Origin of the sequence: Mycolicibacterium elephantis DSM 44368, assembly GCF_004014805.1 — a bacterium.
GTDB classification, from domain to species: Bacteria; Actinomycetota; Actinomycetes; order Mycobacteriales; family Mycobacteriaceae; genus Mycobacterium; species Mycobacterium elephantis.
Genome location: NZ_ATDN01000001.1, coordinates 73,560 through 87,108 on the forward strand (window position 1 = coordinate 73,560; position 13,549 = coordinate 87,108).

The following is a 13,549-nucleotide window of genomic DNA, read 5'->3' on the forward strand; positions in this document are numbered from 1 at the left end:
CTACTCCTGTGCCGCTTCGGCGACGTCGGCGAAATCGACCCCGAGTTGATCAGCGGTGATCACGCCGAGATCGATCGCGGTGACCGGTGTGCTCACGACTGCGCCGATGCCGGTCACCGTCGAGACGACGTCCTCGAGGTTCCAGCGATCGAGATGGTCCACCAGTCCGCTCGGGTCGGCGACGCCCTGGTCGAGGAACTGAGCCTCGTTCTTCACCAGGCTTTGGCCGCCGAAGTCCTGCCAGGGCTGGTCGACCCACTGGGGATTCTGCACCCAGTCGGGCTTCTGCAGCGCATCGGGCAACTGGTTGACCAGGCCCGGTGGCTCGATGGGTTGCTTGGCCGTCGCGCGGATGTCGCGAAGATCCTCGAGCACGGCCGGGTTGTTCAGCGCGAGCAGCCGACCCAGCTCGAACGCCGTGGCGTGCGAGTACTCGAGCGGGGCGCCTTGTGGGGCATTTTCGAATTCACTTGGCGCCGCGGCGATCGCGAACGCGGAACTGCGCGGCTGTGGCCCGAACGGCCGCAGCGGCCCACGGTAGGTGGCGACACCGACATCCTGGTCGTGCTCGAGCGGCGTGATGAACGTGCCGCTCGGGTTGAGCAACGATTGGAAGTCGCCCGACAACGGCGCGTCCTCGCCCTCGGAGACGTCGGCCGGGAGATTGCCGAAACGCAGCACACCCCCGTTGGGCCGGTATCGGATCGCCTTCACCACCTGTTCGAAGTCGCCGCCGGCGTGTGGCCGGAATGTCCAGTGGTGCAACACGAGCAGCGTCGTGCTACCCGTGATGATGAGAGGCTGCGGCCCCACCGGGAACAGCTGCGGCCACCGTTCCACCGAGACGAGCACGGCGAGGTGGATCGGTGCCCGCTCCCCCTCTGGCGCGGTGGCGTTGGGCAGCCGGTTCGCGACGACGATCGCGTGGTCGGTTTCGACGCCGTCCACGACGCTGCGTTTGACGTGGCACAGCAGCGGGAGTTCGTTCGGCTTGGGCATCACCTTCCGCAGCACACTGTTGGGTACCGTGAGCGTGCTGACCTGTGCATCACCGGGGATGCCGAGCGTGTTCATGAGGTGGTCACGCGTCGGCTCGGGAGTGTCGACGACCGCGGACTTGTCAACGCTCACCGTCGGCGCCTGGCGCGGTTGACCCCGGAACGGACCGCCTCGGACAGGCGGCGTCGCGGTCGCGAAATCGGTCTCGGAGAACACCAGCAGCGCCAGCCACGGCATCTCCCTCTCCGGTTGCGGCCCCTGCCGTTCCCATGGCAGCGTGCGCCGATTGAACGCGATGTGCGGAAGGAACTCGTCCGGTGAGGTTTCGCTGCCCGGGGCCGGATAGACCCCCGCGATGAGGTCGGCGGTCAGCGAGATCTGGGGACCGTCGATGTGGACGTGGATCGTGTCGGGTCCGGTCAGCTGGAGAAGCGAGCTGTCCTGTGCTTCCGAGGTTTTCGGATCCAACGTCTGTGTCGGCGTGATCGTCACAGGGACTCCGGCACGAGCGACCGGCAACATGCTCGAAAAGACCTGGTTCATGCTCGCGCCTCCACATTCACCTTCGTCAGGCCGTCAGGCGGTGCTATCGCGTCGTCGACGAGGTCACGGCCGGCGCCGCGACGCAGTTCAGCGACAAGGCGGTCCGTACCGCCGGGGACGACCGCGATGCCGTCGAGCCGCCACTCGGGTCCGAGGTCGACCTCGAGGCGCCATGCCCGGTCGGCGGTGACTGCCATCGTGAGGCTCACCGCGTCGGCGCCGACAACGGGAACGAGGTCACGCAGACGTGCACCGATCGCCCGCCAACGCACCTGGCGCTCAGCGGGCCCCGGACGCTCGACGAGGGGAACGACCCGAATGACGAGGACCGCGGCCTTCTTCGTCGCGCGGAACGCCACATCCACCGAACGTGCACCGGCGAAGAGCTCCGCGCCGGGCATGCCGTCGAGCGCGTGAACGACGGTGTGCAGCGGGGTTCGCGTCGTCACGACGCAGCCGGGGGCAACGAAACTTCGGGGGCTGACCGCGAGCAGTGTCGTGTCGCTGTCCACACCGGCCGTGGCGTGCGCCGCCGCGCTTCCCGTTCCGACGAGGACGGCCGTGGTGGTGCCCGCCGGCAGCTTCAGTGCACCGCCGCCACGCGCGTGTCTGTCGAGCAGGACGCCGCCCCCGCCGTCGAACGCGACCGTCCGCACGTGTTGATCACCCGACATGCGAAGCGCCACCGCTGCCGCGCCGCCACCGCCGAATTCGAGCCGCTGGGCTTCACCGGCGGGCAGTTCGACGTCCGTGCGGATCACCCCGCGCGCGCCGGAGGCATCGGTGAGGTGGCGCTCGCTGAAGTTGACCGCCGGCGTGACGGTTTCCAGCTTGCGGTAAGGGGTGGCGTGATCCGAGCGGATCGACAGCACCCTGAGGGACACCGGCTGCAGTTCAAGCGCGCGTGCCGGCGACAGCGGTGGTGAGGTGCGCGGTATGGGTGCGGCCGCGGTACCGGCGACGCTGAACCTGGCTCCGGCGGAAAGTTTTACGGTGTTGAGCAGCGCGGCGCTCTTGAGGTTCAGGGTAAGTGGCCGGCGGGTGCGGCCGCGCAGGGCTGTCAACGCTGAGTTCCGGCGGGATCCACCGCTGGGCAGCGTGGCCTGCAATTGGGTCGCTCCGAAGAAGAAGCGGTCGTTGACGGCGATCAGCGGTCCGGGTGCCTCGTCGCCGAGTGGCAACGGGTAGGCCTCACTGCTGGTGGACTTCTCGGAGCGGGACGCGTTGAGCGCCGGAGCCGGCGGAATCTCGGGGCCGCAGTCGACCATCATGCCCTCGACGAGGGGTACCGACGGCGTGGCCGAGTCGAGCTTCGCCGCGGCCTGAGTTCCGGTCTGTCCGGTGTCGAGCAGCGAAGGCCCGAATGTCGCCGCCGGGTGAAAGTCGGTGATCCAGGAGCGGCCCACTGCATCGGACACCTCGGGATCGTCGAGCGCGGCCGAGGTGACCGCGAAGCGTGAGGTGAGCCCCAGTTGCCGGCAGAGCGGCAGGTTGACCTCACCGGCCACGACGGACGGGAAGGCGTCGCCGTCGCCGGGCACATCGTCGGGGTCGAGCGGAAGACGGGTCCGCACAAGGAAGCTCCACTCGGGGCCGAGCCGAACCGGTGCGGACGGGTCGGTGCCTTCTTGTTGCTCGGCGTCCTCATCCGGTGCCACACCGACTCTGCCGCTGAGGAATTCGACGCGCAGCAGGCCGGGGCTGTCGGCGGTGTTGAAAGCCGGTACCCGCGCGCCGGCTTGTTGAAGTCCGGTCGCGGGCGGCAGTTCGGTGGCGGGTAGTGCCAACTGCTTGCCCATGAACTCGTGAATCGCCGGTGCGGGCGGCTCGGCGATCTCGGCGCCGAACGCCACCTCGAACGAGACGATGGCCAGGTCGATGGTCGCGGTGCCGCCGAACTCCGGTGTGTAGATGTCAAGATGAACACCGATCTCGTGCCTGCCGAAGAACTCGAACCACAACACCACCCCGAGGCCGGCGCGCAGGAAGAACGGGTCCCACGTGATGAGCACGTCGACGTAGACCTCACAGCCCGCGGCGATGCCCATGAACTCGCCCCACAGCGCCGCTTTGGCTCCGGCCATCAGTGCCTGCGGTGTGCAGGCGAAGAACACCTCGACGGACAGATGAACGAATTCGTACAGCGTGGCCTTGGCTCCGACGCGGACGAGCTCGGGGTAATGCTCGGGTTTCTTGAACTCCGGGTGGTACCCGCCGATGCTGAAGAGAAAGTCGCCGTCGTGCGGCGGGGCGTACCACGCGCACAAGGCGATGTCGCCCTGCAGGCTGAAGATGTCGGGATGCAGGATATAGCTGTTGGGCGACAATGACGCCCGCAGCACGAACTTCTCCTCGTCGACTGTGGTGAGGATGCCGATCTCGATGTAGGCGATCGGTTCGAGGCTGAACGAGGCCATGCCGAGGATCGAGAACGAGAACTTGTGGCCGAACGCGATGGCCACGACGACGCGGCCGTTGATGAAGCCGAAGGAGATGAACTGGATGCCCGCGGCGATCCAGAACTGGCCCTCCTCGGCGGCGAACTGCACGCTCAGTTCCTTCAGCGCGGTCGCCGCGTCACCGCTCACCGCAAGCTCGCCCCGCATGACCTTGAGGAACGGATGGTCGAGCATCAGCTCGGGGTTCGGCAGCGCCCGGTTGAAGCCGAAGCCGCCGGCGACTCCGGTCATGAAGAACCACGGTGGCCCGCCCAGCGGCGCGACAAGCGACGCGAAGATGAACAGCGACGGGTCAACGTTGGGCAGCTGGGTGTAGCCGCCGATCGCCGACAGCTCGAAATAGCCTGCGACCGAGACGACAGCACCCCCGACGTAATCGGTCTGGCCCTGCGCTGTCTCCATCGCTGCGAAGAAGCCACCCAGCTTGATCATGTCGGTGTCCATCGCGAGGCCCAGCCCGTGCAGGAACGGTGTCACCGCGCCGTCGTCGAAGCGCACCTCCAGGCCGAGTTCGTAGGCGGCGACCACGATCGGGCCGAGCTCGAACCCGAGATCCAGTCCGATCGCAAGGGACTTCTCGCGCAGATCGACCAGCAGCGCCGCGATCTCGAGTGGGCCCACGGTGCGTTGAATCGGGATCTTTCCGCCACCGGTGAGCGTGATGGGCGGCTCCACCGACGCCGAGTACGCCAATTGGAGGCCGAATCCCGGCATTTCGCGCATGTCGGGGATGAGGCTCGCCACGATGCCGCCGCCGGAGCCGCGGTCACCGAGGCGCATGTTTTCGAAGCCGAGGTGGAATCCGTCGAGTACTCGGTCGTCGCTGCCCAGCACGATGTCGACCCCGGCGCTGAGCTTCCCGATCACCAGATCGGGATTCTCGCCACCGGAGTCGACGGGACCGTAGGCCACGCCGGCGGTGAGGTGGTCGGTCCCTGCGAGATCGAGAGTGAGCTCGACGTCGTCCACCGGTAGTACCACGTCAGTGCCCGAACCGCCGACAGCTTGCGACGCGATTGCGACGAGAGCCGCGAGCAACGTCGGTCCACTGGCCGGCTGGCCGGTGATCGCGTCGTGCACCAGGGCGGCGAGCGCATTGGTGAGCGGCTCGAACTCGGTGCCGTCCGACGCGACGGTGACGATCGAGGACGTGAGGTCGGCGGCCAGCGTCGTCGCATCGGGTGGAAACGAGAGATCGGGGAACGCGGGTGGGGTCTTCAGCACGATTGCAGGCGGCTGGTTCTGTGCGAGCGCGAGTGCGATCGCGAAGTCACCCTGCAGCGGTCCGTCGGCCACAGTGTGGGAGATGAGGGCCAGCTCCCCGGAGGCGAACGCGATCTCGGGTGTGCCGAATCCGATGAGGTCCAGTGGATTCAGTTGCAGAGGCGGACGCGTGAGAGTGGAACCGTCCCACTTGGCGATCGGGATCCGGCACCGCTGCGACGCCGCGTTCCACAGGTCGATCACGAACGTGAAGGCGTCGGGCGGGTCGGTCAGCACGCCCACCCATGCTCCAGCGCCAGGGGCTGCCGGCGGGTACTGCTGGTCGTCCAGCGCATCCGCCATCGTCGGAGGGTTCCCATTCGGTGTTCCGTCGACGAGCGGGAAAAACATTGACCCTGGCCAGAATTGCGGGTCTTCATTGCCGGTCAGCAGCGCGCGCAGATGCCACAGGAAGGTCAGCGGACCGGCTGCGTCCTCCCCCTGAAGGACACTGTCGCTCCAGTCGGTGAAGTCGGCCGGCTGGCCCATCTCGTCGACGATCGGAAAGGGCATGATCGGATCGGGCGGGTCGCCCAGCATCGGAAACAGGTGCTCGAGCACCCGCTCGAAGAAGGGCTCGGTTCCCGTGGCGGCACGCTGCGCGATGAACGCCTTGAGCACGAACACCGCCAACCTCGCGGCGTCCCACCCCAGGATCTCGGGCGAGGTTTGGCCCGAGGTGTACGACATTGTTCGCGCGTCCGGCTCGGGCAGGGTGGCCGCCTCGGTGGTGAGGTCGACCGACACCTCGAGCGGATTCTGCGTGGCGGTGATGGCCCCGTCGATTTCGCCCGAGGCGAGGAAATCGGGCACCGGAAACGTCCCCGCGAACTGCACATCGCCGAGTGCGTGATCGGCGGTCCCGGCGTCGATGCGCAACACCTTCGCAAGCACGGTCAGGCTTACCGGCTGGCCGCCGATATCGCTTGCCTTCGCGCCGATGCCGACGACGAGGGGGTCGTCGACAGGCATGCTCCACGTGATTCCGAAGCCGCCGTTGATCGCGTCGATGATCAGTACGGGTTGCCACTCATGATCAGGATCGTCTTGAGGGCCGGTGAACGGGCCACCTTCCGGCACCGGATCGGGCAACAGGGCCCGCAGCATCGCGCCGATGCGGTGCCGCTGCGCGGGGATCGCCTTGAAGGCCTCTTGAATCGGCCCCCCGAACCAGACCCAGCGCACAGTCCCCTCGTCAGTGCCGTCCGCATCGAAGAATCCGATCAGCTTGCCGAGTTCGATGAGCGCAACAGAGAAGTCGGCCATCAGCGTGCCCCGCTCACGACCTCGACCGTGAAACCCTCACGGCCGGCGTGAAACCCGCGAAGCACCAGCGGCTGACGCGGTTCCTTGCGCCGCACCGCGGTGAGCGCCGCCTCGACCGCGTCGAGCACCGCGTCCCACACGACCCGCTGCAGATCTGCGCCCCACACCTCGGCGAGCGCAAGGGCCTCGGGTGTGGCGGCATTGATCTTCGCCGCCGCACCGGTTCCGCCACCTGACTTGGATGTGCCCAAGCGGTAGACGAGTTCGACCTGCCGCCGCCCCGTCTGGTCGGTTTCGAGTTCGATCTTGACCACCAGCCACCCCTCGAGCAGCCGCGTATGGATGCGGTCGCTCCGCAGGAGAACGGCGTGATCGCCGACCTGCCACACCACAGCGCGCGTTGTGGCACCGACGCCCATCAGCCGCTGCCGAATCCGCGACTCGAGGTCCGTCGCGGCGATCGTGAGCGACCGAGCGCGCATATATTCCTCGACAATCCGTCACATCCTGCCTGTGCACAGCAGTATCGCGTCGGCACACGCGGGGGTATTGGGGTAGTCGACTACCCCATTTTTGGTGCGGCACGGCTGAATTCGGCACCCCGGCATCGCGAAGGGCCGCCAAACCCGGGGCTCGAATTCGCTGTCACGAACCGTTGCAAACAACGACCGGACCGCATCGGCTGGCCAGGGGATCAAACCGGCCGATCCGCGAACATGCACACCTTGCCAACCCGAGCCCCCGATCAGGCGGCTACGCCCACGCCGCATGGTCCCCGCCTTAGGGCCATTGGTCCCTGCGGGGTCCTGCTTTGGTCCCTAGAGAATTCCACGCCCAGTCGGCATAAATGGAGACATGACTCTACGTTGGTATCGACGCCCCCGAATGGTGGTTCTCAAGCCCAGTGACTCGGTGCTCGAAGCGGCTCGCGCCATCGAGCACAACCGCATCGGCGCGGTGGCTGTCCAGAAGGACGGCCGCCTGGTCGGCATCGCGACAGATCGCGACCTCACCGTGCGCGTGTTGGGTCAGGGACTCGACGCGTCCTCGACCGCAATTTCCGAGGTGATGTCGTCGCCCCCGTTGACCCTCTCGCCGCGCGACGACACGGCAGACGCGCTGCGGCTGATGAAGGAGCGCAACGTGCGGCGCATTCCGCTCGTCGAGGACGAGCGAATCGTCGGCATGGTGACGCTCGATGACCTCATCCTCGACGAGGCAGCTCCCCTCGAGGAGATCGCCGAGGTCGTGGAAGCTCAGATCGGCGAGGGCGGTCCCGCCGACAGCGAGCGTGCGCCGGGACGTCGGCGCAGCCTCGTGCGCGCCGAGACGACGCTGAACCGGCTGGTCAATCTCATTCAGGAGGAAGCCGACCTCGACTACCGCGACCAGGCGCGCACTGCCCTCGACGTCGTCGTAGCCGCTCTGGTTCGGCGGCTCAACGCGGGCGAGGCGAAGGACTTCGTGTCACAGCTGCCGTCGCTGCTCAAGCCCCACCTGCGCGCACTACCGCCGGGCCCGGACCGGTCCGTCACCCAGAAGTACATCGAGGCCGAACTCATCAGGCGGGCGGGCATCGAGGAAGACCGCGCCACATCGGTGTTCGTCACGGTGGCCAACACGGTCCTGGACAGCATCAGCCCCGGGGAGGCCGAACAGGTCCGCAGCCAGCTGCCGAAGGAGATGCAGAAGCTCTTCGAAACCTACTCGTAGTTGAGTTCGGCGATCGGGAACTGCCGGGTGCTGAAGTCGATCTGGGCGGCCGGATTGGCCACCGCGGTCACCATTCCCGTGCCGAACGCGCCGTGATGGTCGAACAGCGTCGCGGTGCCGACCGAGATGCCGTCGGCCGCCCAGTGCGAGTCGGCCTGTACGACGAGCCAGTCGTCGAGGGGCAGCCTGGAGAGCGCCACCGTCAGGTCGCCGTTGATGTAGCCGATCCCTTTGGTGCCCAGGTTGGTCACCAGGCTGGTCGATTCGGCGGTCATGACGGCCCGCACGAACGGTGAGTTCTTCTCCCCCGCGACCACAGCGATTCCGTCGTTGAAGAAGCACTTGCGCGACGTGTTCTGGTGCGCGGCCGGCGAGCGCGTCCAGCCGGCCTCCTCGCTGCCGACGTAGGGCAGCATGTCACCGTCCGGCACCGGTGGTTTCGGGACGGCGATGGGTGCGATCCACTCCTCGCCGGGTGGCGGCGCAGAGCGACGGTACTGCAGCAGCGTTGCCCGGGCCACCGTCTTACCCTCCTGGCGCACATCGCATTCCGCGCTGCGGACGCGGCGGCCGTCGCGCAGCACGCGCACCTCGACGGTGGTCGGCACCCCGCGGGCGGCCCTGAACAGATCGGTCGTCAGCCGCGCGGGCATGAAGTCTTCGGACCCGCAGTGGTTCTCCAGCACCCGCGCGACCAGGCCGACGACCGCCGGCCCGTTGAGGTGATCGTCGCCCCAATGGCTCTGCGCGAAGGGGGTCGGCAGGTATGCGCCGTCGTCGGTCAGCGTGAAATGCGCCGGTTCCGTGCTCATTTGCGGATCTTCGCACAGCCGCCGACGGCGGCGGTGATCAGGTGTTGCGCCCGCCGTTGAAGCGCAGGCAGCGGCGATGTCCTCGGGCTATCCCGTCGGCGCAAAGCTAGCCGCTCACCAGCAGCAGCCCGTCCCCGGTGCGGCCGACCGCGGTGCCGAACTCCCGGCTCGTCTGCTCGAGCGTGACGCGCAACCACTCGGCGTCGTCGTGGGGTGCGTGTTCCAGGCGCATCCGCCGCATTCTCATCGGGGTCATCCGGAGTTCGGCGAGCTGGCCGCTGGATCGCTCGACCGACGCGAAGTACAGCAGTCGCAGTTCGTGGCGAATGGCCTCATAGCCGCCGATACCCTCGTAGTCGTCGATCGTGTCGCCGCAGCCGTAGAGGATCAGCTTGCCGCGGTACACCTCGAGGGGACGCGGATGATGCGACGAGTGACCGTGCACGACGTCGACACCCTCGTCGATCAGCCGGTGCGCGAAGCGGATGTGCGCGGGATGGATCTCGTAGCCCCAGTTGGAGCCCCAGTGCACCGAGGCAATCGTGATGTCGCCGTGCCCCTTTGACTCCAGCAGCCGATACGCGAGTGTCGCGGCGGTGCGCTCGGAAAGGTCGGGCAGCAGCGCGACGCCGGGACGGTCGTCGGCGGCGACCCAGCGGGCGGGGATGCCGCTGGACATCGATCCGACCGACGCGATCACCGCATGCCCCGCCACCTTCGCCGGCCGGTTGGCCTGCTCAACGTCCGAACCCGCTCCGGCACAACCGATCTTCGCGTCGGCAAGTGCGGCCAAGGTGTCGGTAAGGCCGCGATAGCCGAAGTCGAGGACGTGGTTGTTGGCCAGCGCGCACACGTCGGGTCGGACCGCGGCCAGGCATCCGACGTTGTCCGGGTGCATGCGGTAGTGCACCGCCTTTCCCGGGGCGAACTCGCTGCTGGTGGTGATGCTCGTTTCCAGGTTGATCAGCCGGACGTCGGGGCGGTGATCGTCGAGAACCTCGAGCGCCTCACCCCACGGATACGCGAAGTCGACCGGAGCGGGTATGGGGCCGTTGACTCGCTCGGCGAGCGACACATACCTTCGCGCGTCCGACACGACGGCTTCGTGCAACGTCGGATCGCCGGGATGCGGCAGGATCTGGTCGATCCCGCGCGCGGTCATCACGTCGCCGGTCAGGAAGGCGACGACTTCGGTGTCCGGCCTCGGCGCCACAACACCAGTATCCGCCGGTTTCCGGCGACTGGTCAGCTCTACGGGCGGCGGGCCCGCACCACCCACACCGGGCGTCGGCCGGCGTCGTCGCTCTCGACCACCGCGTCGCTGAAACCAGCCGTGTGGCATTGCGCGGCAAAGGATTCAGCCTGTTGACGGGTCCATCCGTGGCTGGCGAACCCGGTCGCCCCCGGCTCCGTCTGGCGCTCGATGGCGAGCAGACGCCCACCCGGTGCCAGCACCCGATGCGCCTCCTGCAGCCCGGCGGTGACGTCCTGCCAGTGGTGCACGGTGGCCAGCGACCACAGCACGGTCGCCGACTCGTTGCGCAGCGGGATGTTCTCCGCGGTGCCCTCGACCCAGGTGACGTCGGCCGACCTCGGTGTGACGGCCCGCGCGATGCGCAGAAACATCGACGACGGGTCGACGCCGGTCGCCCGCGCGCCGCGCCGCGCGGCCAGCCGAACCGCGCTTCCCGGCCCGCAGCCGACGTCGACGACGTGGTCGTTCTCCGACACCCCGGCGAGTTCCACCGCGAGGCGCGCGTTCTTGCGCCCCATCAAGAGGAACGCCAGCCCGCACAGCGCCCCGATGACACCGGAGAAGCCGGGGTGGTCAGCGTGATGGTTGACCGGCAATGCTCCCGATGTGTCCATGGGTCCAGCTTGCCTCAATCGCTCCCACGGCCAGGTCATCGCCGCCCACACGGTGAAGACGAGGACCGCCGCGACGACGAGGTACCACGGCCACGGCCCCATCACATCCAACAGCGACGCCGTGGAGGGTTTGCCGTTGAGGAAGCCGTAATTGGATCCGGCGACGGTGTTGAACGTCATCGTGATCGCCACCCACACCAGCGTCACCGTCATCACGATGCGGTAGCTGCGCCAGCGCGGCCGCATGCGCCGGCCCCAGGTGAGATAGATCGCGGTCCACACCACCACCAGATGGATCGCCCAGAACGCCAGGAACCGGTAGTGCGGAAAATCAGGCCCGGTCAGCGCCGGTGAGATCAGCGCCTGCGCACTCAGCACCAGGCCCCAGTAGTAGGTGACCGCGTACGCCCAGTGCTTCTGCGACCACAACGCGTACGCGGCCACGAGGGTGGCCAGGTCCGTCAGCTGCAGCGGCATCGACCAGCGCACGTCGAACGGGACGAGGCCGTAGACCAGCACCCCGGCGTAGATCACCGCGGTGATGGCACCGGCGATGCGCCCGAAGCGACGGGACTGCAGTTCGCTCTGCCGTCTCCCCAGCCACACCAGCAACGCGGCGCCGGCGGCGAAGACGGCCAGCACAGCCCAGTGCGACGGCCCGTACGCGGTGAACTCGTGTTGTGCGGCGATGTCACAAGTCTGGCGGCTGGATGCGTCTGGTGTGTGTCCCCCCTCGACACCGACCGGAAGGAACACACGATGAACGAGATCCTCATTCTCGGCGCCGGCTACACCGGAATGGCCGCGACCATGGGTTTGGCGGGCCGGACCCGACGCCGCGACGACGTGCACATCACCCTGGTGAACCCGCAGGCGCGTTTCACCGAACGGCTGCGACTGCACCAGACCGCGTCCGGGCAGGCGCTCGACGACCTCGAGATCCCTGACCGGCTGGCCGGCACCGGCGTCGACTTCATCCAGGGCTGGGTCACGGGCATCAACGCCGGCGCCCAGACCGTACAGATCGACGACCGCGTCACCCTGCGCTACGACACGCTGGTCTACGCGCTGGGCAGTGTCACCGACACGTCCGGGGTCGCCGGGGTCGACGAGTTCGCGTACACGTTGACCGACGCGCAGCACGCCGTCCTGCTGGCGGCGCGGCTGGACGCGATGTCGACCGGCACGGTCGTGGTGGCCGGCGGCGGCCTCACCGGTGTGGAATCGGCCGCCGAGATCGCCGAGCGGCATCCCGACCTCGACGTGGTTCTGGTGAGCAGGCAGACACCAGGGGCCATGATGGGCGAGAACGCCCGCGCCCGCCTGCACCGCGGGCTGGACCGGCTGGGCGTGCAGATCCGCGCCGGTGCCGACGTCGTCAAGGTGATGGCCGACGGCGTCGCGCTCGCCGACGGTGAGGTCGTCCCCGCGCAGGCGGTGCTGTGGACAACGGGGGTGCGGGTCTCCCCTCTGGCGACGGCGGCCGGCCTGACAGTCGACGACCGCGGCCGCATCGTCACCGACGAATCCCTGCGCTCGGTGTCGCATCCCAACGTGTACGCGGTCGGCGACGCCGCCGCGATCCGGCAGGGCTACGGCGTCATACACGGCACCTGCCAAAGCGGCATCCCCAGAGACGGTGACCTCCAGCCCATGGCAGACCTATCGCCTGATCAACGCGTTTCCCGCCCTGGGCACGGCGACTTGGCGGAGAGGCGGTCGGCTGACCCGATGAACACCGACCAGCAGACCTTCGCCGAGCACCGAAACCTGCTGTTCTCGATCGCCTATCGGCTGTTGGGCTCCGTCGCCGACGCCGAAGACGTGGTCCAGGACGCCTGGTTCAAGTGGTCGGCCGAGGATCGGTCACAGGTCGCCGACCCGAAGGCCTACCTGGCCCGCATCGTGTCCAACCTGGCCATGGAGCGGCTGCGCTCGACGCGGCGCCAGCGCGAGACGTATGTCGGCCCGTGGCTGCCGGAGCCGATCCTGACCGAGTCCGACGTCGCCGAGGACGTCGTCGCCGCCGAGTCGATCTCGATGGCCATGCTCGTCGTGCTGGAGACCCTGAGCCCGCTGGAACGGGCGGTGTTCGTGCTGAAAGAGGTCTTCGACTTCAGCTACGCCGAAATCGCCGAGGCCGTCGAGCGCTCGGAGGCGGCGGTGCGGCAGGCCGCGCATCGGGCACGCGAACACGTCCGGGCCCGACGGCCGCGCTTCGAAGCCGACCATGAGAAAAGACGTGCGGCCACCGAACGGTTCTTCGCCGCGACCATCGGCGGTGACGTCAACGCGCTGATGGAACTGCTCGCACCGGACGTCAAGCTGTGGACCGACGGGGGCGGCAAGGTGCGTCAGGCGATGCGCCCCGTCGTCGGCGCCGCCAATGTGCTGCGCTGGATCGCCGGCAACGTCAAACGACCCTACGAAGGTGTCGAAATCGCCGACATGACAGCCGAACTCGTCGACATCAACGGCGGGCCCGGCATCGTCATGCGCGGCGCGGGACGCATCATCGCCACCATCACCGTCGACCTGGACGCGCAGGGCCGCATCGTCACCGTCCACAACGTCGCCAACCCCGACAAGCTGCGCGCCGTCGCCGAGGGGGCCAGGCGACTGTGA

8 protein-coding genes and 1 pseudogene are annotated in these 13,549 nt (G+C 67.9%); 2 read left to right on the top strand and 7 right to left on the bottom strand.

Annotated features, from left to right (window positions below; genetic code table 11):
• The 3 genes from MELE44368_RS00310 to MELE44368_RS00320 are packed head-to-tail and all read right to left on the bottom strand — an operon-like array spanning nucleotide 1 to nucleotide 7,012.
• Complete coding sequence (locus MELE44368_RS00310; RefSeq protein ID WP_128106644.1) at nucleotides 1-1,491, bottom strand: hypothetical protein; 1,491 nt, start codon at nucleotides 1,489-1,491, stop codon at nucleotides 1-3.
• 47 nt (nucleotides 1,492-1,538) lie between these two features.
• Nucleotides 1,539-6,530 carry a DUF6603 domain-containing protein gene (locus tag MELE44368_RS00315; RefSeq protein WP_128106645.1) on the bottom strand — a complete coding sequence of 1,664 codons (4,992 nt, stop codon included), beginning with the start codon at nucleotides 6,528-6,530 and terminating at the stop codon, nucleotides 1,539-1,541.
• Complete coding sequence (locus MELE44368_RS00320) at nucleotides 6,530-7,012, bottom strand: hypothetical protein (protein WP_128106646.1); 483 nt, start codon at nucleotides 7,010-7,012, stop codon at nucleotides 6,530-6,532. Before MELE44368_RS00320 ends, MELE44368_RS00315 begins: the two co-directional genes overlap by 1 nt.
• Before the next feature lie 403 nt (nucleotides 7,013-7,415).
• Between MELE44368_RS00320 and MELE44368_RS00325 the strand changes: the two genes are divergently transcribed.
• Nucleotides 7,416-8,243: a CBS domain-containing protein gene (locus MELE44368_RS00325; protein WP_241566422.1), complete on the top strand. Its 828-nt coding sequence runs from the start codon at nucleotides 7,416-7,418 to the stop codon at nucleotides 8,241-8,243.
• Here MELE44368_RS00325 and MELE44368_RS00330 read toward each other — a convergent pair.
• The 4 genes and pseudogenes from MELE44368_RS00330 to MELE44368_RS26840 all read right to left on the bottom strand — a co-directional run.
• Nucleotides 8,234-9,055 carry a thioesterase family protein gene (locus MELE44368_RS00330; protein WP_128106647.1) on the bottom strand — a complete coding sequence of 274 codons (822 nt, stop codon included), beginning with the start codon at nucleotides 9,053-9,055 and terminating at the stop codon, nucleotides 8,234-8,236. The two genes, MELE44368_RS00325 and MELE44368_RS00330, sit on opposite strands and share 10 nt — an antisense overlap.
• 106 nt (nucleotides 9,056-9,161) lie before the next feature.
• Nucleotides 9,162-10,268, bottom strand: coding sequence for a CapA family protein (locus MELE44368_RS00335; RefSeq protein ID WP_264031900.1), 1,107 nt, complete (start codon nucleotides 10,266-10,268; stop codon nucleotides 9,162-9,164).
• Nucleotides 10,269-10,306: 38 nt separating this feature from the next.
• Nucleotides 10,307-10,924, bottom strand: coding sequence for a class I SAM-dependent methyltransferase (locus MELE44368_RS26835; RefSeq protein ID WP_206613645.1), 618 nt, complete (start codon nucleotides 10,922-10,924; stop codon nucleotides 10,307-10,309).
• Between the two features lie 18 nt (nucleotides 10,925-10,942).
• Nucleotides 10,943-11,614, bottom strand: a pseudogene (locus MELE44368_RS26840) (YwaF family protein); the annotation flags it as partial.
• Between the two features lie 69 nt (nucleotides 11,615-11,683).
• Here MELE44368_RS26840 and MELE44368_RS26940 point away from each other — a divergent pair.
• Nucleotides 11,684-13,549 carry an RNA polymerase sigma-70 factor gene (locus MELE44368_RS26940; RefSeq protein WP_241566423.1) on the top strand — a complete coding sequence of 622 codons (1,866 nt, stop codon included), beginning with the start codon at nucleotides 11,684-11,686 and terminating at the stop codon, nucleotides 13,547-13,549.